The sequence below is a fragment of the Pantoea sp. MQR6 genome (assembly GCF_022761075.1).
GTDB lineage: Bacteria > Pseudomonadota > Gammaproteobacteria > Enterobacterales > Enterobacteriaceae > Pantoea > Pantoea phytostimulans.
This window is the reverse complement of record NZ_JAKYXB010000009.1, coordinates 42,520-69,393: the sequence shown is the minus strand read 5'-3', so window position 1 is coordinate 69,393 and position 26,874 is coordinate 42,520. Positions and strand designations below refer to the sequence as shown.

The following is a 26,874-nucleotide window of genomic DNA, read 5'->3' as shown; positions in this document are numbered from 1 at the left end:
CTGGCTGAGAATAAAATAGACGGTAACCGGATTAATCCTGCGCCTCTAACATTGCGTCCTGTTCAGGCAAATGCGTGTGCCATTTTACGCCACCAGCGCCACTGCCCGGATTGGCGAAGCCGATGCCCCTTTAATCCTGAGCGGCAATGCCATGAAAATAAATTCGGAAGGCAAGGCTTGCAGGTTAGCCAGATTCTCAATGATCAGGCAATCAGAGCCGAGAACGGCAAGATGAGCCGGGTGTGCTTCATTACTGTATCTGTCCAGCGACATGGCATCTGTACCGAAAACAGTAACGCCTTTTTCAATCAGATAATGTGCACCTTCGCCTGACAAACCCGGCCAGTTTTGCAAAAATGGCGCCTGGTTTGGACGACAGCGCCACTTCTGATCATAACCCGTTCGAAATATCACAATATCTCCTGCAATGATTTTCCCTTTATCAGCTTCCCATGACTGGATCATTTCTACAGTGATGTCACTGTTCTCTGCCAGATGTGACATATCCAGGCAGCGTCCCCGTCCGGTGAGCTGGCGCACATCGACCTGTTCAATCGTTTTTCCACCTTCAATGAAATGAACAGGCGCATCCACATGAGTACCGCAATGATCGCCGAGGCTGAGCTGACAGTTATAGTTGCCATCACCAGCAATGTAGTCTTCGGCACGGCTGCAGAAGAATTTTCCATGCGTTGGCCAAACGGGCATGAACTCTTCATAGAGATGGTTTAGCTCAATAAGTTTATGGTGACGTAATAACGTGATCAGATCGCTGGTCATATCAGGCCTTTTTTAACGTTACGGTTTCTTTAATGAACCAAAGTGGAATACAAGAGAGGAGTAACACCGCGACAATCACCAGATAGTGCACGGTGAAACCGTAGCTGTGGATAATCCAACCGCTAACGGGCGCGACCAGAATACCGGCGATGCCAACCGCGAGGCCGATCATTAATCCCATGCTTGACGCGGCAGCACGAGGAGATGAGTCGATAAGCAAAGCATAAGCCACGGGATAAGGTGAGTTGCGAAACAGGCCCCAAAAGATAAGAATGGCCCAGCCAAGCGTAGCGGAATGGATGAACATGCACAGCGCCGCTGCCAGAACCCAGCCCGTAATAATGATACCCAACGAGCGCTTACGCCCTTTCACATCAGAGAAGCTGCCCCACAGAATCTGTCCAATCCAGCCGGTCAATCCCGATGCACCAGAGATGATTGCTGCGGTCGAGAGATCGAGTCCAACTTCACGCGTCAGTTGCAGCGTCAGAAAGTTAGCTATCCCCATCTCTGCCCATGTAAAACCAAAAATCAGCAGAATAGCCATTTGGCAGTTACGATTTTTCAAACAGGAAGCGGCATTAGCCCATACAGAACGCTTCTCAACGGTGTTCTGCAAGGATTCGGTAACGGGCGGCGTCAGCTTGTTATCAACGATCCAGTCATTAACCTTCTGGTGATTTTTACGTGTGCCAATGATGAGTTGTGCCACCAAAATAACTAAGCCAATCAGCGGAATAAACAAAAAGGCTTCACGCCAGGTCGCAAAAGCCAGAATAGCGGCGATTAGGATAGGACCGATAAATTGCCCCAGCGGAAATCCGGTGTGATGCACCCCAATAGCAAATCCACGGTTCTCTTTCTGCCACCACTCGCCGAGCAGAGCGACGTTAATCGGTTCCGACCCACCAGTTCCCATGCCCATCGTGACACGCAGCACCTGAAACGCTCCCAGCGTTTTACAAAAAGCAGTCGCCACACCTGAGATAATTTCCACCAGCACCGTCACGCACCAGCTGTAACAGCGCTTATGTCCGGCACCTAACCAGTCTGAGAACAAACCGAAAATCACTGCGCCGGCTAAGGTTCCAACAAAGCTAAGTGAATTGAGCCAACCCGCCTGAACTTCTGTCAGGTTAAATGACTGCATAATTGCCGGAAGCAGAGTAGGAAGAATAATCCGGTCAATTGAGTTCATCAGGATCGCAAGCGTCGTAATGACCAGCATCCACCAGGAGAGAGGGTGCGCTCTGGGCAGAAAGCGATACAGCCCGCTGCGTGGAACGTGTTCAGCGGCAGTAGCGGTCTCTTTTGTCGGTTGTTGTGTCAGTTCAGATGAGGGAGGTGTCATATCCAGTGCCTTAGAAAAATCATCATAGTCTGCAGCCTTACCCTGATGCTATTGGCCAGGCCACGCCCTGTTTTGTCGTTATTCTTGTAATGTTTAAAATTTAATCAGCAGAGCAAAAATTAAACACGCTGATAACATAATTATCAAGACTACTACCATACAAGCGGGCATCGATTGATACTGGACCTTGATCACAGTTAATCGATAGTTGGATAAAAAAAGCACAAGAGAGATCACATTGTTTAGGCAGCGCGGTAAGATGTCCTGATCAGTTTGCTCGTTTTTTTATAAAAATTTAACCGATTGCAGGGTTATGCCCGCAAACGAATGCCTGGATTTTTCACGGCATTAACCCGCAAGATGATTCAGCGATGCCCCCACAAGCTAAGCAGGGCTATGTACCCTATTCTGGCGAAGCTGTTTTCCTGTTGGAGATGCGCTAATATTTTTCGGGCGTTAATTAACTCAATGCGAAAGGGCGTCAGTGCATAGGCAATGAGCGAGGTCGCGCTCCCAGGCACAGACACAACCCTCCCTGCAGTTAAGTCATCCCTTTTGCATATCCTCCCAGCTTAAATCAAAACGCATGAGGTATTTACGCAATCGGTCCGCATCGTTTGGCTGTTTTTTCTGTTGGCGGGAGATGGCGAAGAGCCTGCGGCCAGCCTCTGAAAGCGAGGCTGAGCGCCGGCAAACGTCAATAACCGTTTCCAGCTGCTTTTGATCAAACAGATCGATCTCAAGATCGACTGGTAATGCCACCAAAGATTTCTCTTCTGTATGCCAGTTTGCCTGCAAACGGATAATCTCTTCATCCACCAGCGCGACTGTAATGCGTCCGTTTTCTGCCAGCGTTGCCATACGCGCTACGCTGGCACCGAGTTCACGAAAATTGCCCCGCCAGACGGCGTCATCTGAGTTCGCAAAATGCAGGTAATGGCCACGCGCGTCCTTATCGAAGCGTACCTGACTCTGCTGGTCGCGCATGAAGCGCTGAAGTTCGTACTCGATGTTAGGTTCAATGTCTTCACGGCGTTCGGCAAGACCCGGCAGGCTGAATGTCCACATATTGATGCGTGCGTACAAATCTTCACGAAAGCGCCCTTCTCTTACCCATTGCCGCATATCCCGATGCGTGCCCGCGATCAGCTGGAAATCGCTGCTGACTTCACGGTCTGCACCAAACGGGAAGAAGCGCTTCTCTTCGATCGCACGCAACAGCATGGCTTGTTCATCGAGCCCTAACTCCGCGATTTCATCCAGGAAAAGGATGCCGCCATCAGCCTCACGCAGTAATCCCATGCGCGCAGCCAGTGCGCCGGTAAATGCCCCTTTGACATGGCCAAACAGCGTCGACATGGCGTTATCGCCACGTAGCGTAGCGCAGTTTACTGCCACAAATTTCCCTTTAACCTGATGACGGGACTGCCGCAACCGGAAGATACGCTCTGCCAGAAAAGATTTCCCTGCCCCCGTGGGTCCCGTTAAAAGAATAGGTGCACTTGATCGCTGCGCCACACGTTCGATTTGTTCGATAAGCACGTTAAACGTGGTATTGCGGGTTTCAATACCTGATTTAAGAAATGAAACTGAGCTCTGCTGCTCATGCTGAAAGCGACTGGTTAATGTGGCATAACGACTCAAATCCAGATCAATGATCGAGTACACGCCTTCTGGCGTTACTTCGCCCTTTAGGCCCGGTCCGGTCTGCAACAGGCTGGCTGGCAGGTAATGCGCTTCTGTCAGCAGGAACCAGCAAATCTGCGCCACGTGAGTCCCTGTGGTGATGTGCACCAGATACTCTTCGTTCTCAGTATCGAAGTGATAACGGCTGGCGAAATCAAGAAATGCACTGTAGACCTCTTCGAAATCCCATGGGTCAGCAAGACTGACTGCATGCGATACGACCTGCGTCTGCGGCGAGACCTCTCCAATATCTTCTGCCAGTCGTTCCGCCAAACTGATGTCACCCGGCTGGTGTAACAACTCGAAGCGGTCAATGGGTAAATCCGCGTGCTGGCACAGCGCCACGCTGGGACGCCATTTGGTCCAGCGATGCTGACGTTTGCCGCGCCTGTCAAGTTGAGTGCCCAGAACGCCAATCACGACTCGTCGCTTCATATCTTATCCTCTAAGATAAACCTTTATTTAATAAGATAAGAATATCTCTCCAAATTATCCAAGACAAATACGCTCATTTAAATAAAAAACATTAAAATCAGTAATTTATTCATATTTTTACATGAATATAATTTCTGGCACGTTATTCGCTATGTATAGAGTCACTGATACTGCAGAAGAAGAAGAAAATGAAACCTCAATTTGAAGTACTCAATTCTGTCTCGGGTGCGCCGATAAAAATGTGGACACAGGGCGTGCCGGTAGAGCCTGAAGCCAGACAGCAGCTGCTTAACACGGCCAGCATGCCCTTTATTTTTAAACATATGGCAGTCATGCCCGATGTACATCTGGGCAAAGGCTCAACAATTGGCAGTGTAATACCGACACGTGGCGCCATCATCCCGGCGGCAGTAGGCGTAGATATTGGCTGTGGCATGATTGCCGTGCGCACCTCACTGGTTGCAGCCGATCTGCCCGACAACCTGTTGGGACTGCGCAGCGCCATCGAACAAGCCGTACCCCATGGTCGCACCAGCACCCGAAGCAAGCGGGATAAAGGTGCCTGGCACGACACGCCAGCCGACGTTGATGCGCACTGGGCAAAACTGGCGTCCCGGTTTAAGCATCTGACGGACAGGTATCCACAGCTGCTGAAAACCAATAACCATCAGCATCTGGGTACGCTTGGCACAGGCAATCACTTTATCGAGATCTGCCTTGATCAGGCTGACCGGGTATGGGTAATGCTGCACAGCGGCTCGCGCGGGGTGGGTAATGCCATTGGCACACTGTTCATCGCACTGGCACAGAAAGACATGCAGCAGCACATCGCTAATCTTCCGGATCGTAACCTCGCCTATTTCAGTGAAGGGAGTCGTCATTATGAGGATTACCTGGAAGCGGTGGGTTGGGCACAGGATTATGCGCATCACAACCGCGAGGTCATGATGAATCGCGTACTGGCTGCCATGTCCGCCTGCATAACTAAACCGTTTGCCACGCATCAGGAAGCGGTGAACTGCCATCATAACTACGTGCAGCAGGAGCAACACTTTGATGAGCAGGTGCTGGTTACGCGTAAGGGTGCGGTGTCCGCGCAAAAGGGACAGATGGGCATCATTCCTGGTTCGATGGGTGCAAAAAGTTTTATCGTGCGCGGCCTGGGAAATGAAGAGAGCTTTTGCTCCTGTAGCCACGGCGCAGGACGCACCATGAGCCGTACTGCCGCTAAAAACCGCTTTACCCTTGACGATCAAATACGTGCTACAGCCCATGTGGAGTGCCGTAAAGATCGTGACGTGATAGATGAAATACCTATGGCCTACAAAGACATTGATGCCGTCATGGCAGCGCAATCCTCACTGGTAGAGATCGTTCATACGTTGCGTCAGGTGGTGTGTGTAAAAGGATAAAAGGGAGAACAGGATGAATATAAAAACAGGATTACACGGCGTTGATGAAACCATGCGCGAGCGCGTTCGCGGCGTCCTGCAACAGATAGAGGCCGAGTACGACGTACGTGTGTTGTTCGCCTGTGAATCAGGCAGTCGTGGCTGGGGATTTGCGTCACCGGACAGTGATTATGATGTGCGTTTTCTCTACGTGCACAAACCGGAGTGGTACTTGCGTGTTGAATCGTCGCGAGACGTTATCGAAAAACCGATAGATACCGAACTCGACGTCTGCGGCTGGGAGTGGCGAAAAGCGTTGGGTCTTCTGAAGCGTGCCAACCCGACCCTTATCGACTGGCTGGATTCACCTGTTATATACCGGCAGAACGACGATGTAATGGCTCGTGTGAATGCAGTTAGCGATCGTTTCTTTTCACCGGAGCGCGCGCGCTGGCACTACCGGTCTATGGCGCACAAAAATTTTCGTCACTATCTGCAGGGTGATGAAGTCAGGCTGAAAAAGTATTTTTATGTCCTGCGCCCTCTGCTAGCCGTGCGCTGGATTGAAGCGGGTAAAGGTGCACCACCCATGCGCTTCGATCGACTGCTGCAGGAAACAGTGCATGAAGGACCGTTGCTGCAGGAAATTGCTGAGTTGCTTACCGCGAAACAACGCGCCGGGGAAGCGCAATATGGACCCCGTCGGCCCATTCTGCACGCTTTCATCGAAGCTGAGCTGGCACGAACTGAAGCAACACTTGCCCCGTCACCTGGCAAGCGCGATGACGCGTTGCTAGACGCATTGCTGTTTGAAACAGTTCTGGGACATCACGCATAACAGGGAAGGGATATGAACAGCTGGCTTAACCGGTTTCTGGGGAAAAAAACACAACATACCTTCCCGCTGGTGTGGGATACACAATTGGCATCGATCTATGCACGTCTTGAACAGGCCTGTAATCAGCCACAACCACTGGCATGGGATAACAGCGTTTTAGAGAACCAGCCGTTAGGTGATTCAGATGAAGCGTTTTGGGCACCGGGTGCGCTTGAAGGCACGATGATTTATCACTTCGGTGTAGGAAGTGAAGGCCCAGATGCAGAGGACATTCTCTCTGCGTTGCAACAGGTGCTTGCAAAACCGGACTTAACGGCAATGCAGGGGCTGTATGACCTGATAAATCATGACTCACCGCTGCATTACATTGATGACCTGTTGAAAGCCATCTCAGATTCTCGTGATCTGCGAGCGGATAAGCTCAATGAGCTGGTGTTATTACTCTGCACCCAGAGCCCGGATTGTAATGCGGTAAAGTTTGCCATGGCGGTTTTGGCCTTCTTTCCACATCCGCGCAGTGTTGAGGTATTGCAGGTGCTGGCAAGCCATGATGAGTTTACGCTGTATGGTGTTGTCGCGCTGCGCGTTATGGTCGAGCCAGAGCAGTATGCTGATATCTGGTTTGACATGGCGCTACGTGTCAACGGCTGGGGACGTATTCATCTGATGGAGCGTATGCCAGACACAATGGATAAAACGATTTGTGACTGGCTATTGCGCGAGGGCTTCGCCAATTCAGTCATGAACGAGTACACCGCGGTGAACAGTGCGGTACGCGGAGGGCTGGCGGATGCGCTGGCAACGGAACACGACGATGCCCTTCTGTTGGGTGCAGCGGAGATGATTTATGCGCTGTTAAACGAAGGTCCGGTTCCCGGTATGTCAGTTTACGATGATGGTGCTAAGGTCTGCCTGCTCTATTTGCACCATGTTATTGCCTATCAGCCCGCTCATCCCCTGCACTATCTCACTGCCAGCCGGATCGGGGAGTGGGCACAGAGTGAGGAATCAATGGAGACAGACCTTTCCTCGCAATTAGTGGCAATAAGCGCCGGAGTACTGGCGTTAACGATTTGGGATAAGGTGATTAAACTGGCTCTGGCAGGCGACGAAGATTACGCATTCAATCTTGCTATTGAAGTGTGCCGCGCTCGTCAAGAGGATCCCTTCCCTGCTCTGTTTGCACGCCAGCGCGATAATCCTGAGTCAACCCTCTGGTACCAATTGATGCAAACAGAGGACGCAGGCCAGGCCAGCCGCGTATGTAGTCTGGCAGAAGCACAGTTTGATCTTAAGGCGATTGCGAGTGGGCCGACGCTGAGCAGCGGCATGGGCCCGAAATGGAATTCTCAACGTCATCTGGATTCGGTATTACAGGAAATGAAGCGCTTCCCAGAAATGGGATGGCCTTTACTTGCAGCTGCACTGCGGAGCCCGGTGATCAGAAACCGTCAGATGGCAATTAACGCTCTCGAAGTGTGGCCCTCTGACAGCCTGTCGGTTCATCGTAAGTACATTGTAGAATGCGCTAACGGTGAGCCTCATGAAGAGGTGCAGCAGCGTCTGAAAAGTTTGCAGGAACGGTTCAATTAAATCCGCCTCAAAAATGGAAAACCCGCTTTTTAGCGGGTTTTCGCTTTATCTGAAAAAGCCATCCACTGCTTCATTACACTCTTGATTTTCTGTTATTAGCGGTCAGCAAAAAGCTACTCCAGCAGCATCCGATTCTGCCGTCGAAATGAGCCTTAGCTGTAGCGATTTCCGCAAAAAGGAACTGGGAATTTCAGTCTGAAATAAATTATAAAAAGTGATTTAAAACAAAAGCTTATCATAGAAAACCTGCAGGGATTTTTTTAATCTTTAGAGATACAAAAATTGTCTCCAGATTTAAATCATTCAACTATCCGCGATAACGTGCAAAGGGTAGGGGGCTTGAATAGACACTAAACTAAGTTCGTTTTAATTCAGCTGCCAGTTAAACGTTGCAGCTAAAGACAGATACTCGAGATAATAAATGAGATGCACTAAGGTTCTGACGTGCTCTCCATTGATTAATACCTCACGATGTCAGTAATGTCTTTATCAGTAACATGAGGACCTCTCCGTGAAGAAGCGTTTTTACAACGAACAGTGCATCCATATTCTCCGCAAAGCCGAAACCCCGATTTCCGTCCGTAATCACACCATCTCAGAATCGTGCGGTCACTAAGTTATCCTGCAACGATAAGAACCGATCAGAGTCCTGAATTTACATGTCGGACACTGGATCAATCGGCTTATAAACATGCCTTGACGCTGCGGTTAAGTCAGTCTGGTAAGCCAATACAGAATGGGTTCAGCGACAGCATTCACATCAGGAAATGATTAAAGACTGGCGGCAGGACAATAACGTATGCAGGCCACATTCAGCACTGATTTTCAGACGCCATCAGAGTTTGTAGTGGGCTGGCGAAACGGAGAATTTGAAAGTAAACACACTACCATGAGTAACTGGCGGCTCTGTCTAATACCAAGAGCAGGCAGAACCTTCATGCCCGCGCTAAAAACAGTGTGTTAAGTATGGATTGATTACATGAAGTAAATCGAGCGAGCCTTGGAGCCAGGCAACGAATTCCTCATTCCAGCTCCCACTGACTGCAAGGCACAAGATACGTTGAAGAAAGCTCCATCACTGCGGTTTTCAGGTGACATGGGGCTAAATGTAAAAAATACGTTTTAGTAAAACTGCATTCAGACGCTTCTTTCAATCTTTTAATGATTAGTTGTAGGTTCTGACGTGCTGATACATATCGATTGCGTATCCGCGGCTTCCCGCATCCTTCCTGTGAGTCTGCTTTTTTCTTATCCCCGTTATCAACAGGATAGATCCAGTAATACGATCTTAATACGATCTAATATCGATCCAAAAAAGCCTAAACGATCCCCGCACCTCTGCAGCCCTTGCTGTGTCTGGCTTAAATGGCAATTGAGGTTATCCGTCATATGCAAAAAATTATCCGTCGTATGCATTTGGTTACTGTTCGTATGCTTTAGGTTATCGGTTATATGCTCTTTGATTTCCACTGGTATGCTGATAAGGTTATCCGTCGTATGCAGCGTAGAATTCACCTGTTGATAAACGGAAGTTGTTTATGACCAAGAAAGTCAATGACTTAGATAGCATGACTGATGAAGTGAATAAAAAGACGGGTGAACTTGTCCACCTCAATCCTACGGCTAACGCAACGGTTCAGCCGGTCGCCTTAATGCGCCTTGGGCTTTTTGTTCCCAATACCGATCATGCAAAATCTAAATCCTCAGTGAGCACGGTTAAATCGACCGTGGATGCATTTGAGGATCTTTACCATCTGGAAGTGGTTAAGCGGGAAGGCTACAAGGATATCTCTATTCGTTCCGAACGGCTTGATATGGCCACTGACTTTCGGGTGTGGTTAGGGATCATACGTTCCATCTACGATAATGGCAGTTTCGCAGGTAAGCTGAAACTGCCATTCACAAAGTTTCTACAGAACTGCGGGTTCGATTCGAAGCGCTCTAACAAAGACATGAAGAAGCGTATAGATGAATCCCTTATGCGTTTACGTGGCGTAACGATACAGTTTCGTAATGAGACCGGTTCTCTTACAACAGGTCTTGTAAACAGCGCGCATTACAGTCTGACAAAAAATGAAGTCGAGATAGAAGGCGATCCTCGTCTTACTGACCTCTATCAGATGGACTATAAGGTTTATCTGCGTCTTAAGGCCATTGACCACCTTCCCCGTAAAGAATCTGCCCAGGCGCTTTACACGTTCATTGAGAGCCTACCGAAAAATCCGGCTCCGGTTTCAATGAAACGCCTTCGGGAAAGATTACGCCTGAAATCGCGCATTGCTTATCAGAATCATATTGTGCGTAAAGCCCTGGCTGAATTGAAGGAAATCAATTATCTGGAGTACAGCGAGTTTAAGCGCGGGAGATCGGTATATTTCAATATCACAAAGAGAAATCCGAGCTTAGTGCCTGATAAAGCCTTAAAAATGAATGATACCTATGCTGCTGAACCTCAAATTCTTGATGAGGCAATGATATCTAAAATCAGTAAGCTCAAGGATTCAGGTTTTACAGAGGAAGAGATTGCAAAAATCCTGATCACCCTCGATAGCAAATGACCAGTAACCAGCGTTAGCATACGACTGCCAACCTTTCCAAAATAATGAGCTTATTCAAATGATTATGAATCAGCTCATCAGCATAATTTCATTTCTCATGAGTGCTTGGCTGGCTTTCGGCTCGTTCCAGGTCCCTTTTTAAACAGACGCCCGCATACGACCGATAACCTTTAACGTAATCTCTTATGTTAGAGCATACGACGGGAAACCTTTGCGGATTCAGTCATACCTCAGACAGCATGAAAACGTTGCTGATTACAATTTTATCTCATATAAAAAATAGCTTAAGTTATTGAATTTAAATAATTATAATTTAAATTTTATGTAAAAAGATGACCACAGCGCTGTGGCTTAGCGCTTAGCAATATGTTTTTGAAATTGCATATGGCTGATAACCCTCGCGCATACGACTGATAACCTTCTCTCAATCCTCGCCAGTCAGATACTTCATAGCCCCGCCTGAATAACAGGAATATGCATACGACCGATAACTTTCTGCATGCGACCGATAACTACCAGCATATTACCGATAACTTTCCCTGATACCCTTGTTAAGGATAATCCACCCTACTAACACCCTTCATTAAAGCCTTCTCAAGCATATAAGTGATAACTTCTGCATACGACTGGAAACTTTTTTTGCGGGAGATAAGCCTATTTCGAGTCCTTTGTTACAGCAGCAGATTATGACCAGAGAGTTTCTTACCTAAGCAGTGTTTTTCATTGGTAGGGCAGGGCTATTACACCGTAATTAGCATACGACTGATAACGTTTGGGCCAATCGTCAACGTTCGTTGTTGGCATCAGAAGTTAGAGGGTTGGCGCTCTGCGCTTTTCCAGCCTGAGCGGAGCATACGAATGGAAACCTATGTATTACGCAAAACTTACTTACCAGGGAGTAGACCAAATGATTTTTATAAAAATAGTATTAAGTTAATGATTTATATAAAAAATATTCAACAGGAACACATCATTGAGGCATTAAAATCTAATCAAGAACAGACGACCACGGTAAAAAAGAGATGCTTAGCCTGAACCTCTAGCATATGACCGATAATCTTTAACCCTTTTCCGTGGCCATGCTTACTCGGCAACTCAACAAAGATCAATCTTAGGAGCCCGGTACAGGTGATAAGCCAGGCTAAACCCTAAGCGGGCGATGACAAAACTTATTGCTATGTACAACTTTTTCCTGAATATCGAAATTTATTGCACATAACAATACTGTGTGTACACTGACGGAAAATTTGCCAATGGAGTAGCGGGATGAAAAGCAATTACGGTGGCGTAGACGAGACGGCTCGCAGGGCAAATGCCATGCTGCGCAGCATGAGCGACGACATTATCGATAAACGCCAGGAATTTGGCCTTGATCGGTACTATCAGACTTTCACCCGTAACTCTGTTGCAAATATGCCTAAGCTCAGTCGTCGAGCCGTTGAGCAGGCGATTGAAGAGATGGAAGAGAAGGGGCATTTGTTCGGAAAAAAGGATGCGGGCAATGCCAAGCATTACGCGCTGACCGTTCAGGATGTGGTCGATATTTATGCGCATCGTAAGGTGCCGAAATATCGTGACCTGCATGAAGGGGAAGGCCCGTTTGTGATTTTCGTAGTTAACCTGAAAGGCGGGGTATCGAAAACCGTGAGTACGGTAACCCTTGCCCACGGGCTTCGCGTTCATCCAGATTTGTTACAGTATGACCTACGTAACCTTGTGATTGACCTGGATCCACAGGCATCCAGCACGATGTTTTTGAATCATACCAACAGCATCGGTTCAATCATGGAGACCGCAGCGCAGGCCATGCTTAATGACCTGGATGCTGAACAACTTCATAAAGATATTATCCAGCCCACTATCATTCCGGGTGTCGATATCATTCCCGCCTCCATTGATGATGGATTTGTGGCCAGCCAATGGAACGACCTTGTTCATGAGCATCTTCCTGGCGTGCTGCCCTCAGAGGTTCTGCGACGTAATATCATTGATCGGGTCGGTAAAGATTATGATTTTATCTTTATCGATACCGGGCCGCATCTCGACGCCTTTATGCTAAACGCTATTGCCGCCAGCGATCTGCTTTTAACGCCGACGCCACCAGCTCAGGTCGATTTCCACTCCACTCTTAAATATCTTACTCGCTTGCCAGAGATGCTTGAGCAGCTGGAAGAGGAGGGCATTAATCCTCGGATTAAGGGCAACATCGGCTTTATGTCGAAGATGACCTCCAAGCGCGACCATGAAATGACGCATGGCCTGGCTCGGGATGTTTTCACTTCTTATATTCTGGACGCCACACTACCCCGCTTAGACGGCTTTGAGCGCTGTGGAGAGACTTTTGACACCATCGTCAGCGCCGATCCGCAATCCTACCCAGGGAGCGCGGAGGCACTGAAAAATGCAAAACGTGAAGCTGAACGGTTTACACAAGCGGTGTTCAAGAGAATTGAGTTCGTAAGGGGTATCAAATGACAAAAGTAATGAAAAAGATGGGCCGTACGCTGGGCAATTCAAATTTCTCGAAAATGCTGAGTGAGACGGAAGGCGCTCGGGTATTCGTACTGAAATCAGGTGCCGAAGCACGCTTCGTTCTCACAAAAATATTGCATGATGATATTGAAGCCCAGACCTATGTAGATGCCTCAGTTAACGGTCGGGACCAGTCGTTACTTACGCCTGAATCCGTTAGTGACATTGCCCGTACCATTAAGCTGCAACAGTTTTTTCCTGCAATTGGCCGGGAGATTAATGGTCGTATTGAGGTACTGGACGGTTCTCGCCGTCGCGCAGCGTGTCTCTATAATGGTACTCCTTTTGAAGTGCTGGTAACCAAAGATGATCTTGATTTAGCCGATGCGCGCCAGTTAGCGAAAGATATCCAGACAGCTAAAGAACACACGCTGCGAGAGCTGGGAAAGCGCCTTCAACTGATGTATCCGGAAGGTATGAATCAGTCGGATATTGCCAAAGTCGAAGGACTTTCCGCTGCAAAAATAACCCGCGCTTTTCAGGCTGCAGCGGTGCCTGATGAAATGATTGCCGTGTTTCCCTCAGTAAGTGAGCTTTCCATTACCGATTATCAGGCATTACTCGATATTGCAGACAAAGCTAGCGTTCAAAATATTGAAATAGGGGAGTTGGTTGACAGCGTACGTAACCGAATTGAAAACGGGATCGCACTCGATTTCGACGATCCAACAAATAAAACCAAAATTATCGGCTATTTTCGCGTGGCAAGTGCTGGCAGGAAAGCCACGAAAGTAGATAAAAAGATTGTCACTGAGAAGATGGGAGAATTTGCTGATAAAAAGCAATTTGCCCGTAAGAAAGTTGATGTTGAAAAGCGATTAGTCACCTACGAGTTCTCACGCTTACCGGCTGCTTTTCAGGCTGAGCTTGATGTGGCTGTTAAAAAAGTGATTGAGAAAATGCAGTTACAGGAGAAATAAAAGCTTTAATCTTTTAAATCTCATACACGATGGGCCACAAAGCTGCGCTTGCAGTTGAAGTGGTCCTTTTTCTATACCATGTGGCAAAGTCATATCCGCTGAAAGCATTTCCCAATGATTTTTTCATCTAACAGTATGTTTTTGAAGATTAAAGTGTTCATATTTCAGTCTGAAATTCCCTCGGATTTCAAAAGCATTGAACCTGACGGCAACAGATTAATGTTAATTGAAAGCCAATAAAAACAACCTTTATCAACGCATGTTTGATATGAGATTGACTCATTGGCGTTCATAGAATTAACACGGCTTTACCAAGAAACGGTATCAGGACATGTTTTCACTCGTAACAATCCTCAAATCAACATTGCCATCTGAATAGGTATCAGGTTTATAACCTTGTTCAAGATGCCTGAGCATAATATGTATGGCTGAGGTAGCATGATGATGAGCATTTTGATCAAGCGTATAGTCAAGTTGATCACTTTCTAATAATTGACGCGTTACTGATGAAAGTTCATGGGTAATATAAAGGCATGATTTATCTAAGTGATAATGGCGTAGTATTTTGCTTATATCACTATTTCCCGTACCAGTATTATATAAGCCAATAATATTATCGTTCCGTTTCAAAACCGTATTTAAAAGTGATCGAATTTTGTCAGGCTCATCCTGCCCAGCAAGCACCTCATGAAGTGCCAGATGTGGAGCGCGTTGTTCAATCATATCTCGAAAGCCTGCAACACGCTGAATATGAGCATGAAAATCAACACGCCCGCTGACCATGATTATGGTACCTGGCGTGGTGCGGCTCTTACTCATCAATAATCCCGCAGTTCGACCGGCCTGGTATTGATTGATACCTACATGGCAAAGCCTGTTGGCATTGGGTAGATCGGTCGCGAGTGTAATCACCGGCACACCTTTTTCCATGCAGTATGTGAGCGCTTCGTAAATTATCGGATAGTTATGTCCAAAAACGATTATTCCATCACGGATGTGACTGCTTTGTTTGATTTTTTTGGCAAGCTTATCGGGCTCAGATTCTGGGACTAAGGTACGATGAAGTGTTATTTTACGATAGCCAAGGTTATTCGCGACCAAAGCAAATTCTTTTGCTAACTGGCGAAAGAAAAAGGATTCAAGGCTGCTCAAAAACACTTCAATTTGCCAGGGATGACTGTTTTCTTCAGGTAATAAGCGCTGAAGGCCGGCAGCACGAGCCGCTATTAACACTTTACGAACAGTTTCAGGTTTTACTCCGCCGCGCTCATTTAACACCCTGTCAACCGTGGCGATTCCAACACCCGCTTTTTCAGCCAGCATTTCCAGGGTCACTTTTTTCATTTTTTCTCCACAACGGTGCAAAAGGAATCAGGAATTGATTTTTAAATGTACAGAGCAAAGCTTATTATTATCCTAAGCACAAACACTCAAATAAGTGAATAGATGCCGCCAAGACACCGAGTATTTTTTCAGAGCGTTCATATATTACTCATGATGGAAAACCATCAAGAAACTCCTTTGAAACTTAAGGGGAAGTCCTTAGCATTGCGCCGCTGTTAAATTTTCTTTAAGAAAACTTTCGAAAATGTAAACAATAAAAATATATAAGTCGGAAGTTTAGAATTAAAAATACCTCATGGAAATGTTCCGCTTTCAGCGGTTCCCTAATCAATTTTGGCAATTTGTGTTTGTTCTTTTAATTAGTCCATTTTGATGTGGCCAATTCAATAGCAGGGATAATATGAAACGCAGAGAATTTCTCACTTCCATGACGGCGCTGGGAGTGGCCTCTTCTATACCTACAGTTGCTAAAGCTGATGTGATTAATGGCGGCCAGCCCTGGCAGCCAGGTCAAGTAAATACCCCGCCTCCACCTCCAAGACAAGGAGGATTGCAATATTTAACACCCCATGAATTTGCAACCGTTGGTGCTATTTCTGAGCGCTTTATTCCTGCTGATGAAATGAGTATCAGTGGTAAGGATGCGGGCTGTGCGATCTTCATTGATAGACAACTTGCAGGCGATTATGGCAATGCCGTAGCCGTGTACCGTCTAGGGAAGTTTGTGAAAGGCACACCAGAGCAGGGGCCGCAGTCTGCGCTGACGCCTGCTCAGCGCTACCGACTTGGCATTGCCGCATTGGATCAGGCTACCCAAAAACAATACGGCAAAGCCTTTGTTGATTTATCGGGTGATCAACAGGACAACGTTTTAACAGCAATGGAAACGAATCATATCAATTTGGGTGAGGAAGTTGAGACCAAGGTATTTTTCGAATTACTGCTTCAAAACGTCCGCGAAGGGTTCCTGTCCGATCCTATTTATGGCGGAAATAAAGATATGGCTAGCTGGAAAATGATTGGTTTTCCCGGCGCGCGTTATGACTTCCGCGACTTGCTCGCTAAGAAAGGGCAAAAGCTCAAAATCATCCCAACCAGCCTGATTGATAACACCCTTTAATTCACCGACGCTATTGTTGCGCAAGTACGAGTTTTAAAATGAAAAATATTCGACCAAAAGCTGACGTTGCCATCGTCGGCCTGGGATGGTGTGGCTCTTTAATCGCCGAAGAGTTAACACGTGCTGGTTTAAATGTCGTCGCTATTGAGCGCGGCCCATGGTTTGAAACCGCAACTGATTTTCCCCCTTCGATTGATACTGACGAACTGCGCTGGGATACCCGCCGCAGCATGCTACTGCCACCCGCAGTTGAAACCACAACGTTTCGCAATAACACAACGCAAACCGCACTGCCTTCCCGTGACTGGAACCTGAATGAGCTGGGATATAACGTTGGCGGTTCTGGAACACACTGGGCGGGCATGGCATGGCGCTTTACGCCTTTCGACTTTGAGCCCTACAGCCAAACTGTAAAGCGCTACGGTAAAAAGCAGATTGCTAAAGGCATCATTCTTCAGGACTGGGGAGTGACCTATGACGAGCTTGAACCATTCTATGATCGCTTTGAACGTATCGCAGGCGTTTCAGGTAAAGCGGGAAAACTCAACGGTGAAATTGTTCCAGACGGCAACCCATTTGAGGGCAACCGTAGCACTGAATATCCTTTGCCGCCGCTTGAAGGCATGCGCTTAACCGATATTTTTCGTGACGCGTCAAAATCTCTGGGCCTGAATCCCTTTATGGTTCCTGCAGGCCAGGCTTCACGCGCTTATGTGAACCCGTTGGGTGTCAGGATGGGACCTTGTACCTATTGCGGTTATTGCCTCTACTATGGCTGCGGTAACTTCTCAAAATCCAGCCCTAATGCCTGTGTTATTCCGGCTTTAATGCAGCGTGAAAACTTCACCGTACTGACTGATTCCGCTGTAGTGCGTGTTAATAAATCTGCTGACGGCAAGACTGCTACTGGCGTGACTTATCTTGATAAAAATAAAAAAGAGTGGGATCAACCCGCTGACATCGTCATCCTTTCTGCCTTCCAGATGCAGAACGTCCGCCTGTTGCTTCTTTCTAAAATTGGTAAACCTTACGACCCTGTAAGCAAAACGGGTGTAGTAGGGCGAGCGTACAGCTTCCAGACGGTATCTGGTGCCAGCTTATTCTTCGAAGATGAAAACTTAAATCAGTACATCGGTGCTGGGGCACTTTCACAGCAAGTTGATGACTGGAACGGCGATAATTTCGATCACACCGGGATGGACTTCATTGGTGGTGCCGGCATTTTGGTTGTTGCACGTGGTGCCAGGCCCATAGGCAATGCTGATGTTCTTCCTCCGGGTACGCCGCGTTGGGGTAAAGAGTGGAAAAAGGCTTATACCCACGCGTTCCAGAATGGCACGTTCATCTTTGGACAGGGCACCAGTTTCTCTCATGAGGATTACTACCTCGATCTCGACCCAGAATACAAAGATGATAACGGCAATCCGCTGCTGCGCGTCACTTTTGACTACAACGATAATGATCGTCTTTCCGCAAAGTTTATCGAAGAGAAGAGTGTCGAAATTGGTAAAGCGATGGGCGCAAAAATTGTTATTGGTACCAATTCCGCGTCAGGCCATTACTCACCGTATAACTTCGCAAGTGACCACACTATCGGCGGTGCAGTAATGGGCGTTGATCCTGAAACCAGCGTACTCAACCGCTATCAGCAAAGCTGGGATATGCACAACCTGTTTGTTCTGGGTGCCTCTTCTTTTCCAAACAATGCCGGATATAACCCGACGGGCACGATTGGCGCACTGAGCCTGTGGACGGCGAAAGCCATTATCGAACAGTACATGAAGAATCCCGGCCCGTTGGTAAAGGTGTGATATGAAAAAGACAACGATTGTCGCTGGGGTTGCTGTTGTAGCTGCCACCGTTGCTGCTGCTCTATTGTGGGAAAATGGTGATACGTCATCAGATAATGTTGCCAGCACTGACGTTTTAACCAGCCAGCCTCCATCCGCCTCTGATGGCGAGTCAGTGGCGCGTGGTCGCTATGTGGCTGTTGCGGGAGATTGTATCGCCTGCCACACCGCGCCCGAAAGCAAGCAGCCATTTTCCGGTGGTTACTCAATCAGTACACCCTTTGGCGGTATCTATGCCAGCAACATCACCCCTGATGCAGAGACCGGCATTGGCAAGTGGACCGAACGCGATTTCTACCGTGCCGTTCGTCATGGCAAAGGTAAGGAAGGGGAAAACCTCTATCCAGCCATGCCTTATAATGCGTATGTAAAAATCAGTGATAAAGATATGCACGATCTCTGGATGTACATGCGGTCAGTCAAGCCAGTGAATTATAAAGTGCCAGAGACTAACCTGAGTTTTCCTTATAACATCCGTCTGGCAATGATGGGGTGGAACCTGCTGTTCTTCAAAAATCAGGGTTTTCAAATTGATACTGCAAAGTCCCAGATCTGGAACCGAGGCGCCTATTTAGTTGAAGGTCTGGAGCACTGTGCTGCATGCCATACAGCCAAAAATATCATTGGTGGTGATACCAGCGACTATCTACAAGGAAGTAACCTGGCCGAGTGGCATGCTCCCGACATCACCCCTAACACGTATACAGGCATTGGCCGCTGGAGCCAGGATCAAATCATCGATTACCTGAAGCTTGGCAGTAACCACGTTGCGGTAGCCTCTGGTCCTATGGCTGAAGCGGTAACAAATTCCACCCAACACCTGACAGATGAAGACCTGCGTGCGATTGCTGTCTATTTGAAAGCTGTTCCAGCTTCAAAGAATAAAGCGCCAGCGGCGTTATCAGTCAGTAATGCCCAAATGAAAATGGGTGAAAACGTTTATTCAGCTAACTGTACTGCCTGCCATAATAGTGATGGTAAAGGCATTCCAAACCTTGCAGCGAGCCTGGCAGGTAACTCAGGGTTGATGGCTGAAGATGCATCTTCCATTATCACAACGATTCTACAGGGTGGGCGTGGCGCGGTGACTGTCGGCAATCCTACCAGCGGTGCTATGCCAGCCTTTGACTGGAAATTATCAGATGAGCAGGTTGCAGCTGTCGCAACCTATCTGAGAAACAGTTGGGGTAATGCGGCAACGGCTGTCCCGGTAGAAGATGTTACCGAAAGCCGGAAGTTACTGAAGTTAAAACCGCAGATGGCAGCGCATTAAGATGACATGATGTCCTCAGATCAGGACGACGGATAAAGCCTGACTGGTTTGATAGGCTGAGGATTTTAAAGGGTTCATTCTGTTCATGAACCCTTTTTTAATACGCAAATTTAAGTGCGGACCCTGTTCCAATGAGCATTAAAAATGATATGGCGAGACCACGATAACCGCGGCCACGCCGTAAAGCGGAGTCATACTCTAATCAGGCATAAAAAGCAGGTTTCGGCGGCATCTTAACAGGCAGAATTTCACCTGAGTTCTGGGCTGCGACACAGGCATCTGCAGCAACAGCTGCGGCATAACCATCCCATGCCGAGGGTCCGGTCATTTCACCTGAAGCCACGTTATCAATGAAGTCCTGCAACTCTACATCGTAGGCATCAATAAAGCGTTTTTTCCAGTCAGTGAGAATGGCTGTAGACAATTTTGCTGCGCTACGCGTTTGAACGGAGACGGGTTCTGGCAGACGTGCGATACCTAATTCGCCAACAACTTCACACTGGATATCATAGCCATAATCGCAGTTCACAAAGATTTCGACATCTATGCGGGTTCCCCGGGTTGTTTCAAGCAGCACGATTTGTGGATCGCGTAAGTGTGATGAAGCATTGCGTGTTTTACGCGGGAAAATAACCTGCGCACTGACGTAATCGTCATTCAGTAGCCAACGCAGGACGTCAAGCTCATGGATTAAGGTATCAGTAATGGCCATGTCCGTGGTGTAAGCGTCACCAACGCTGGGATTACGATGCGCACAATGCAGCATTAATGGCTCACCAATATCTCCACGGGTGATTACCTCTTTCAGGGCACGGTATCCGCTGTCATAGGGGCGCATGAAGCCCACCTGTACCAACTTTTTACCTGCATTAATTTCAGCTTCAACGATGTTCAGACAACCCTGTGCCGTAACAGCAAGTGGCTTTTCACAGAATACTGGCTTACCTGCTTTGATACAGGCCAGCACAAACTCTTCATGGGTGGGCCCCCAGGATGTCACCAAGATAGCCTGGACAGCAGTATCGTTAATGAGATCATGCGCGTTGTCGTAAATTTGCGCATCAAGCCCTAATTCATTAATCACCTGTTCGCAGTTGCTGCGGTTTATATCGTTTAATGCCACTACGCGCGAGTTTTGAAGAACCTGACTGCAACGACGGATATGTTCACGTCCAATTGCGCCGGTTCCGATAACACCAATATTAATCGTCATAAGTTTATTTCCTGTCGTTGCTATATCAATTTATTGATTCAAGAAAAGAATGCTGTTCTTAATTTCACGAGCAATATCTTCTTCAGTCCATGAGTCCATAACAGATGAGAACGGTTCAAATGCGTAAATACCGCGATAGCCCATCTGCTCAAGCCTGTTTACCTGCTCTTTGGATTTAAGAAGATCGCCTTCACTAAGCATGATGCGTTCTTCATCAGTCAGGAGGTGAGTCGCACGCGTGTCAGTCACGCCAGACAGATGCACCAGGCCAATTTGGGTAATATCAATATCCTGCTCGAAGTCATTCTCAGCATCTTCGAAGAGATGATGATGGAAGGTATCTAAAACGAGTTTAAAGGGTACACCGGCTTGTTTAATCAGGGACTGGGCAACAGTGGCAGATCGTAAAGAGCTTTGAGGAAAGCCCAGCGGCTCAACCAATCCCTGAATGCCATATTCCGCAAACAAAGGCGCGAGCGTTTTCAATGCGGAAATCGTTTCGTCATCTGAGATCTGGGTACCGTCATTAAGCGGGCACAGCACCAGGGATTCGGCACCCACGTCACGTGCATCACTCAATAACTGACGAGTCCGACTCAGAACGTCATCATTCAACTGATTAAAGGGATACACTGCGTTGATCGTGATGATTTTTATTGCAGTTTTGTCGGCCATGTTCCTTACCGCATCGCCACCTTTACCGTCAGTCACGCTTCCGCCGTTCATATCGTTGCGAAGTTCAACTTTATTCAAACCAAGCTCTTTCACCAGCTCGAAAAAACGTTCAATACTGACGGACGGTGCTATTTTTCGGTTAATGCAGAAACGGTCATTAGTGATATTGATAGACATAAGGTATTCCTGAATGATAATTCATCAATAGATGGCTGATTTTGTATTTATCAATAATTTAAAACGCTAAGGTGTGTTTTTTTATCAGCATTTCGCAGGCTTGAGGCTAATTAAAAAATATATGCTTAACGCAGGGTTATATTTTATTCAGAGCAGGCTTTTTATGGTTATAAAGCTCATAGAAATAATGCTCCACTTGCTCAAGACTTCTTCCTTTTGTTTCTGGAATAAATCGTATGACGAAAACGCTACCTGCAATCCCAATAACAGCGAAAATTAAAAACGCGCCGGCAAGGCCGAATGCGGCTAGCAGCAAAGGAAACGCCATCGAAATAGCAAAGTTGGCGATCCAGAGTGAGAACACTGCGCCTCCCATGCATATTCCACGCATTCTGGCTGGGAATATCTCTGAAAGAAGTAACCAGGTAACGGGTGAAAGCGCACCCTGCTGGAAGCAGAGAAAAATTAGCATGCCAGTGAGCACCAGATAAGCACGAAGTAAGTTAACCTCGCCAAGATGATATTCAGGCATAAAGAAGCAAATGGCACCGATGAAGAACAGGCTACAGGTACAGCCAATCTGACCAATCAGCACGAGGGGACGCCGCCCAACCTTTCCAATTAGCCAGATACCCACCAGCGTCATAACAACCGATATGACACCATTGGAGATCGTAGCAAACAGAGCGGCATCATTACTCAGCCCAGCCGCGGTAAGCATGGTTGGAGCGTAATACATAATGGTGTTCACACCAGTAAGCTGCTGTATGGCGGCAATACCGACGCCGAGAAAGAATATCTTCATCAACCATGGCGTGGCTAAATCACGAAGACGACCTTTACCCTGTTGTCGGTTTTCCTCGATAGTCTCTTCTATTTCTTCCAGTTCCCACTCAACATCTTCAGCAGCACGCGTTTTTTCAAGTACCTTGCGTGCTTCATTTGAGTTCCCTTTCATTACGTGCCAGCGTGGACTCTCGGGCATAAAAATCATGCCGAGCCATAACAGAACGGCCGGTACGGTAGAAAGGGCGAGCATCCAACGCCAGGTATTTTCCCCACCCCATATATCATTGAATGTTGCGTTTGAGATGTAGGCGAGCAACTGCCCTGAAACGATCATCAACTCCTGAAGGGTAACAAGCTGGCCGCGTTTATTTGCCGGGGCAATTTCAGCGATGTAGACAGGCACGGTGGCGGCAGCACCACCCACAGCGAAGCCTAAAAATAGTCTTGAGGCAATCATCCATTGCACGTCTGGCGCAAAGGCTGAACCGACTGCACCCACCGCAAAAATAATCGCAAGAATGATGATGATGCGTCTTCTTCCTACGCTGTCGGAAAAATGACCCGCAGCCAGCGCGCCAAACGCGGCTCCAAATAACAGGGAGCTCGTAACCAGGCCAGTTGTGAAGGGGGTGAGTTCTAAATCACCACGCATGAAAAGTAGAGCGCCGGAAACAACACCGGTATCGTAACCAAATAGCAGTCCGCCCAACGTGGCGACGATAGCGATGATCTTAACAAACGGCTCAGTACGGGTAGCGCTGTTAGGGCCAGATGCAGGATTCGACGAGATGTAGAGTTCTTTATCCATGAAACCTCCTGGTAAAAACGGCTAAGAAACATTTAAGAATGTTAAGTAGCGCTCACCCTACCGGTATTTATATTCCGAGTTAAATATTATATGAAATTTTACTTTCATTTTGTGAGCTCAAGCATTTCATATACTTTATTTTGATGGGTTCACATCAATCACAAGTGTTGTCCGTGAATTGTTACCTTTCACTTATTATTGATATAGGTTTGCCGAGTTTTTAAGAGGTATCAGGTTTTAATGAGCCAGATAGAAGCTACTTAAAATATTCAGATAAAGAGTGATGCGATCATGCATTTTTGATTAATTTAAAAAGTCCTCTAAAAAATCATCTATACACGCTTGATTGTCTTGATTTAACGATCTTCCGACAAAGATATTTGATACCAATTTTATGTGAATGCAAGAGTGTTAAATATAGTGTCTTAATTTTATAAGGTTCGGTTAATTCTACTGCGTTGCCGAAAGAAAGTAATGCTCATTGAGATCTTATAATTGGCAATAATATGTAAATCTGCGCATTCATAACGCGATAACAACTATCATTCTTTAAATTTACGTTAAGCACTGTTCTCGGAGGTATAAATCACAAAATCTACTTTGCCCTCCGCGTAGGTATCCGGTTTTTCGCCTCCTTCCTGATGACGCAGCATGAGCTCTAGTGCCAGTGGAGCATGTTGCCGGGTATTTTGATCCAGTGTTAGCGCGATACTTTGCTGAGCCATCAAAAATTCAGTATGACGCAGGAGCAACGCAATCTCGCTGGATCCCGGCCTCCTGAACAGAGGCTGCTCCACTGCAGCTAATCATTGAATTATGCGTTGTACTTCAGTACGCAATTTGAGATCAGCGATCTGTTTAGTGCGCGTGCGCTTGATACAACCATTGGCTGTGGTGTTGCAATAACGGCACCACGTGCGGCTTTCCACCAAGTTAATGCTGAAATCAGATATACGATCAGCGTCGCACAGTATTTAACCATTTCATTGGCGCAAGACAACAGCGTATCTTCGGAGGCTCTCAATGCCAGGCGAAACCTGCATCACCATACTATTGTTTTACAATAAGTTACTGATGCTGAAATCGATGCAGTCAGGCAGCGACACTTCCCATTTTGACGGGCGTTAGTGCAACAGAAAAACGGGTCTGGAAACTGTAAGTTCATGCCGGGTTATTCTTGCAAAAAAAAATGCATGGCAATGATGTTCTTAAGACTCCCCGCGACTACATACAGACTGCGCAGTGGCTGGAGAAGCTGCATCGACAGCGCGAAGCGGAAAATATCCCTGCAAAATAAGCAGGACTGAGATGAGTTACGCGACATCAAGCGACCCGATGACTCTGTGTGCTCATGGCAGTAGGCAAAGCGAGCGTAACGGAATGAACAGAATATCTGCGTTGGCGGGTGCGGCAGCATTGGTAACTTATTTCAGGTTCATTATCAGAAGGCAAGCTGCGTTCATTTGTTGATGACCCCCCTATATAAAATAAGGGGGTAAAAAGCCGACGTTGATGCAAGCGTTTTACTGAAGCATTGTATGTACCAACATCACACGCATGCCATAAAACAGGGAACACGCTTGTAACCGGAAATAGAGCATGTGTTACTCGTGTATTTTGTCGGCAGGAGCAATGGACAGAAATCGCTGTTCGCATCAGGCCAGTGATTTAATCGAACCTCTAAAACCATCTTTATTTGCATTATCGATGATGTCTAAACTGGCAAATCTGCTGCGCCAGCGAGCGTTTCCACCTGCCACTCTTTATGGCTGAATGCCACATAGTAGGCTTTTAACTTTCTTCACGTAAATCTGGTCCTGCAAGAGCCAGCTGTTTGCCTGCTTCTGTGTCACTGTATTGCTTAAAGTTATCAACAAAAAGCTGCGCCAGCTTGTTGGCTGCTTCCAGCCATTCCTTTTCCGAGTCCCAGTTATTTCGCGGATCGAGCAGGTTATTATCAACGCCCGGTATGTTGTCTGGTACAGAAAGATTAAAGACAGGAAGTTCTTTATAAAGAGTATTGCTGACAGAACCGTTAAGGATGGCGCTGATAATGTTGCGAGTGTTGGTGAGAGATAAACGCTCGCCTTTGCTGTTCCAGCCCGTGTTAACCAGCCAGGCTTGTGCGCTGGTGTCAGCCATTCTGGCTTCAAGCACGCTGGCATATTGTGTCGGATGAAGCAGCAGAAAGGCGGCGCCATAACAGGCTGAGAACGTTGGAGTAGGATGCGTAATACCTCTTTCTGTACCCGCCAATTTTGAGGTAAAGCCGGAAAGGAAATGGTACTGCATTTGCTCGCGGTTCAGACGCGATACCGGGGGTAATACGCCGAACGCATCGGCCGTCAAAAATATGATGTGCGCCGGGTGGCCTGCGCGTGAAACCGGACGGACAATATTGTCAATGTGCGAAAGTGGATAGGAAACGCGCGTATTTTCCGTTTTACGACCATCAGCGTAGTCCACGCTGCCGTCTTCTCTTACAACAACATTTTCCAGTAATGCTTCGTGACGAATGGCTTTATAAATTTCAGGCTCAGCTTGCTCGCTTAAATTAATCGTTTTTGCATAGCAGCCACCTTCGAAATTGAAGATTCCGTCATCATCCCAACCATGCTCATCATCACCGATAAGCTGACGTTCGGGATCGGTAGATAACGTCGTTTTCCCCGTTCCTGACAGACCAAAGAAAAGGGCCACATCGCCATTGGCACCTCGGTTGGCAGAACAGTGCATTGATGCAATGCCACGTTGGGGAAGAAGGTAATTCATAACGGAGAAAAGGCCTTTTTTCATTTCTCCGCCGTACCAGGTGCCGCCAATCAACTGGATCTTCTCTGACAGGTTAAAAGCGACAAAGTTTTCGGAGTTGAGGCCCTGAGCCTGCCAGTTTGCATTGGTACATTTGGAACCGTTTATTACCATGAAATCGGGGGTAAACTGCTCAATTTCTTCGGCATCAGGAGTAATAAACATATTTTTTACGAAATGGGCCTGCCAGGCAACTTCGGTAACAAAGCGCACAGCCAGTCGCGTAGCAGCACTCGCTCCGCACCACGCATCAATCACATACAGTTTTTTGCCTGAAAGTTGAGAGGCGACGAGCGATTTGAGTTCTGCCCAGACTTCAGGTGACAGCGGTTTATTGTCATTACGTCCCGTTCCAGAGTTAGCCCACCACAGGCTATCGCGCGTTGTATCATCCAGGACGATATATTTATCTTTAGGCGAGCGTCCGGTGAATTCGCCAGTGTCCACAGCAACTGCACCGGAAGTGGTCATCACTCCGCGCTCGTAGCCCTCCAGTTCTGCTGAAGTCTCATGCTCTATAAGAAGATCATAATCAGGGTTATAAATCACTTCTGCTGTTTCATTTATCCCAACTGACAAAAGTGTTTTTTCAACAGCCTGCTGAATATTCATATAATTTCTGTTCCATATACAGATGACGTCTTACTAAGATTTTTTTAAACAGAAGAATCACGTCCTATCAATTCTTTGCCGATCTTCTTGCTACTGGCTCGATTAACGAGAAATCCGA

18 protein-coding genes and 2 pseudogenes are annotated in these 26,874 nt (G+C 47.2%); 11 read left to right on the top strand and 9 right to left on the bottom strand.

Annotated elements, in window-relative coordinates; translation table 11 throughout:
* Positions 1-84 precede the first annotated feature (84 nt).
* The 3 genes from MUG06_RS22060 to rtcR form a co-directional block, all read right to left on the bottom strand.
* A complete protein-coding gene (locus tag MUG06_RS22060; protein ID WP_243080060.1) occupies positions 85-780 on the bottom strand; it encodes a cyclase family protein in 696 nt (231 codons plus the stop codon).
* Position 781: 1 nt separating this feature from the next.
* On the bottom strand, positions 782-2,131 hold the full coding sequence (locus MUG06_RS22055; protein WP_243080059.1) for an MFS transporter: 1,350 nt from the start codon (positions 2,129-2,131) through the stop codon (positions 782-784).
* A gap of 546 nt (positions 2,132-2,677) precedes the next feature.
* Positions 2,678-4,252, bottom strand: a complete 1,575-nt coding sequence (rtcR, locus tag MUG06_RS22050) for an RNA repair transcriptional activator RtcR (protein ID WP_243080058.1) — start codon at positions 4,250-4,252, stop codon at positions 2,678-2,680.
* Positions 4,253-4,440: 188 nt separating this feature from the next.
* Here rtcR and MUG06_RS22045 point away from each other — a divergent pair, with 188 nt between their 5' ends.
* The 8 genes and pseudogenes from MUG06_RS22045 (at position 4,441) to MUG06_RS22010 (ending at position 14,084) form a co-directional block, all read left to right on the top strand.
* On the top strand, positions 4,441-5,664 hold the full coding sequence (locus MUG06_RS22045) for an RtcB family protein (RefSeq protein ID WP_243080057.1): 1,224 nt from the start codon (positions 4,441-4,443) through the stop codon (positions 5,662-5,664).
* Between the two features lie 13 nt (positions 5,665-5,677).
* Complete coding sequence (locus MUG06_RS22040; RefSeq protein WP_243080056.1) at positions 5,678-6,481, top strand: nucleotidyltransferase domain-containing protein; 804 nt, start codon at positions 5,678-5,680, stop codon at positions 6,479-6,481.
* Positions 6,482-6,493: 12 nt separating this feature from the next.
* Positions 6,494-8,074, top strand: a complete 1,581-nt coding sequence (locus tag MUG06_RS22035) for a hypothetical protein (protein ID WP_243080055.1) — start codon at positions 6,494-6,496, stop codon at positions 8,072-8,074.
* A 597-nt stretch (positions 8,075-8,671) separates the two neighbouring features.
* A pseudogene (locus tag MUG06_RS22030) lies at positions 8,672-8,972 on the top strand (IS3 family transposase); the annotation flags it as partial.
* Between the two features lie 640 nt (positions 8,973-9,612).
* Positions 9,613-10,632 (top strand): RepB family plasmid replication initiator protein, encoded by a 1,020-nt coding sequence (locus MUG06_RS22025; RefSeq protein WP_215845127.1) that lies wholly within the window; start codon positions 9,613-9,615, stop codon positions 10,630-10,632.
* Positions 10,633-11,490: 858 nt separating this feature from the next.
* Positions 11,491-11,667 carry a hypothetical protein gene (locus MUG06_RS22020; RefSeq protein ID WP_243080054.1) on the top strand — a complete coding sequence of 59 codons (177 nt, stop codon included), beginning with the start codon at positions 11,491-11,493 and terminating at the stop codon, positions 11,665-11,667.
* 231 nt (positions 11,668-11,898) lie between these two features.
* The gene (locus MUG06_RS22015; RefSeq protein WP_243080053.1) at positions 11,899-13,107 is read left to right on the top strand and encodes an AAA family ATPase; all 1,209 of its coding nucleotides are present in this window, start codon (positions 11,899-11,901) and stop codon (positions 13,105-13,107) included.
* Positions 13,104-14,084, top strand: a complete 981-nt coding sequence (locus tag MUG06_RS22010) for a ParB/RepB/Spo0J family partition protein (RefSeq protein WP_243080052.1) — start codon at positions 13,104-13,106, stop codon at positions 14,082-14,084. Before MUG06_RS22015 ends, MUG06_RS22010 begins: the two co-directional genes overlap by 4 nt.
* 324 nt (positions 14,085-14,408) lie before the next feature.
* On the opposite strand, the gene MUG06_RS22005 is transcribed toward MUG06_RS22010, so the two are convergent.
* A complete protein-coding gene (locus tag MUG06_RS22005; protein ID WP_243080051.1) occupies positions 14,409-15,428 on the bottom strand; it encodes a LacI family DNA-binding transcriptional regulator in 1,020 nt (339 codons plus the stop codon).
* Positions 15,429-15,828: 400 nt separating this feature from the next.
* Here MUG06_RS22005 and MUG06_RS22000 point away from each other — a divergent pair, with 400 nt between their 5' ends.
* The 3 genes from MUG06_RS22000 to MUG06_RS21990 are packed head-to-tail and all read left to right on the top strand — an operon-like array spanning position 15,829 to position 19,671.
* Positions 15,829-16,548: a gluconate 2-dehydrogenase subunit 3 family protein gene (locus MUG06_RS22000; RefSeq protein ID WP_243080050.1), complete on the top strand. Its 720-nt coding sequence runs from the start codon at positions 15,829-15,831 to the stop codon at positions 16,546-16,548.
* Between the two features lie 38 nt (positions 16,549-16,586).
* Positions 16,587-18,359, top strand: coding sequence for a GMC family oxidoreductase (locus tag MUG06_RS21995; protein WP_243080049.1), 1,773 nt, complete (start codon positions 16,587-16,589; stop codon positions 18,357-18,359).
* A gap of 1 nt (position 18,360) precedes the next feature.
* Positions 18,361-19,671: a c-type cytochrome gene (locus tag MUG06_RS21990; protein WP_243080048.1), complete on the top strand. Its 1,311-nt coding sequence runs from the start codon at positions 18,361-18,363 to the stop codon at positions 19,669-19,671.
* A gap of 202 nt (positions 19,672-19,873) precedes the next feature.
* Here the strand turns inward: MUG06_RS21990 and MUG06_RS21985 are convergent, their stop codons facing one another.
* From MUG06_RS21985 to pckA, 5 genes and pseudogenes are all read right to left on the bottom strand, one after another.
* On the bottom strand, positions 19,874-20,884 hold the full coding sequence (locus MUG06_RS21985) for a Gfo/Idh/MocA family oxidoreductase (protein WP_243080047.1): 1,011 nt from the start codon (positions 20,882-20,884) through the stop codon (positions 19,874-19,876).
* A 30-nt stretch (positions 20,885-20,914) separates the two neighbouring features.
* Complete coding sequence (locus MUG06_RS21980; RefSeq protein ID WP_279234078.1) at positions 20,915-21,736, bottom strand: TIM barrel protein; 822 nt, start codon at positions 21,734-21,736, stop codon at positions 20,915-20,917.
* A gap of 136 nt (positions 21,737-21,872) precedes the next feature.
* Positions 21,873-23,333 carry a sugar porter family MFS transporter gene (locus MUG06_RS21975; RefSeq protein ID WP_215845120.1) on the bottom strand — a complete coding sequence of 487 codons (1,461 nt, stop codon included), beginning with the start codon at positions 23,331-23,333 and terminating at the stop codon, positions 21,873-21,875.
* A 560-nt stretch (positions 23,334-23,893) separates the two neighbouring features.
* A pseudogene (locus tag MUG06_RS21970) lies at positions 23,894-24,058 on the bottom strand (transcriptional regulator); the annotation flags it as partial.
* Between the two features lie 1,066 nt (positions 24,059-25,124).
* Complete coding sequence (gene pckA / locus MUG06_RS21965) at positions 25,125-26,756, bottom strand: phosphoenolpyruvate carboxykinase (ATP) (RefSeq protein WP_243080046.1); 1,632 nt, start codon at positions 26,754-26,756, stop codon at positions 25,125-25,127.
* Positions 26,757-26,874 lie beyond the last annotated feature (118 nt).

Excerpts from the sequence above, each read along its gene's own strand:
- MUG06_RS22060 (WP_243080060.1), bottom strand. The coding sequence starts at position 780 with ATGACCAGCGATCTGATCACGTTATTACGTCACCATAAACTTATTGAG.
- MUG06_RS22055 (WP_243080059.1), bottom strand. The coding sequence starts at position 2,131 with ATGACACCTCCCTCATCTGAACTGACACAACAACCGACAAAAGAGACC.
- rtcR (WP_243080058.1), bottom strand. The coding sequence starts at position 4,252 with ATGAAGCGACGAGTCGTGATTGGCGTTCTGGGCACTCAACTTGACAGG.
- MUG06_RS22045 (WP_243080057.1), top strand. The coding sequence starts at position 4,441 with ATGAAACCTCAATTTGAAGTACTCAATTCTGTCTCGGGTGCGCCGATA.
- MUG06_RS22040 (WP_243080056.1), top strand. The coding sequence starts at position 5,678 with ATGAATATAAAAACAGGATTACACGGCGTTGATGAAACCATGCGCGAG.
- MUG06_RS22035 (WP_243080055.1), top strand. The coding sequence starts at position 6,494 with ATGAACAGCTGGCTTAACCGGTTTCTGGGGAAAAAAACACAACATACC.
- MUG06_RS22025 (WP_215845127.1), top strand. The coding sequence starts at position 9,613 with ATGACCAAGAAAGTCAATGACTTAGATAGCATGACTGATGAAGTGAAT.
- MUG06_RS22020 (WP_243080054.1), top strand. The coding sequence starts at position 11,491 with ATGGAAACCTATGTATTACGCAAAACTTACTTACCAGGGAGTAGACCA.
- MUG06_RS22015 (WP_243080053.1), top strand. The coding sequence starts at position 11,899 with ATGAAAAGCAATTACGGTGGCGTAGACGAGACGGCTCGCAGGGCAAAT.
- MUG06_RS22010 (WP_243080052.1), top strand. The coding sequence starts at position 13,104 with ATGACAAAAGTAATGAAAAAGATGGGCCGTACGCTGGGCAATTCAAAT.
- MUG06_RS22005 (WP_243080051.1), bottom strand. The coding sequence starts at position 15,428 with ATGAAAAAAGTGACCCTGGAAATGCTGGCTGAAAAAGCGGGTGTTGGA.
- MUG06_RS22000 (WP_243080050.1), top strand. The coding sequence starts at position 15,829 with ATGAAACGCAGAGAATTTCTCACTTCCATGACGGCGCTGGGAGTGGCC.
- MUG06_RS21995 (WP_243080049.1), top strand. The coding sequence starts at position 16,587 with ATGAAAAATATTCGACCAAAAGCTGACGTTGCCATCGTCGGCCTGGGA.
- MUG06_RS21990 (WP_243080048.1), top strand. The coding sequence starts at position 18,361 with ATGAAAAAGACAACGATTGTCGCTGGGGTTGCTGTTGTAGCTGCCACC.
- MUG06_RS21985 (WP_243080047.1), bottom strand. The coding sequence starts at position 20,884 with ATGACGATTAATATTGGTGTTATCGGAACCGGCGCAATTGGACGTGAA.
- MUG06_RS21980 (WP_279234078.1), bottom strand. The coding sequence starts at position 21,736 with ATGTCTATCAATATCACTAATGACCGTTTCTGCATTAACCGAAAAATA.
- MUG06_RS21975 (WP_215845120.1), bottom strand. The coding sequence starts at position 23,333 with ATGGATAAAGAACTCTACATCTCGTCGAATCCTGCATCTGGCCCTAAC.
- pckA (WP_243080046.1), bottom strand. The coding sequence starts at position 26,756 with ATGAATATTCAGCAGGCTGTTGAAAAAACACTTTTGTCAGTTGGGATA.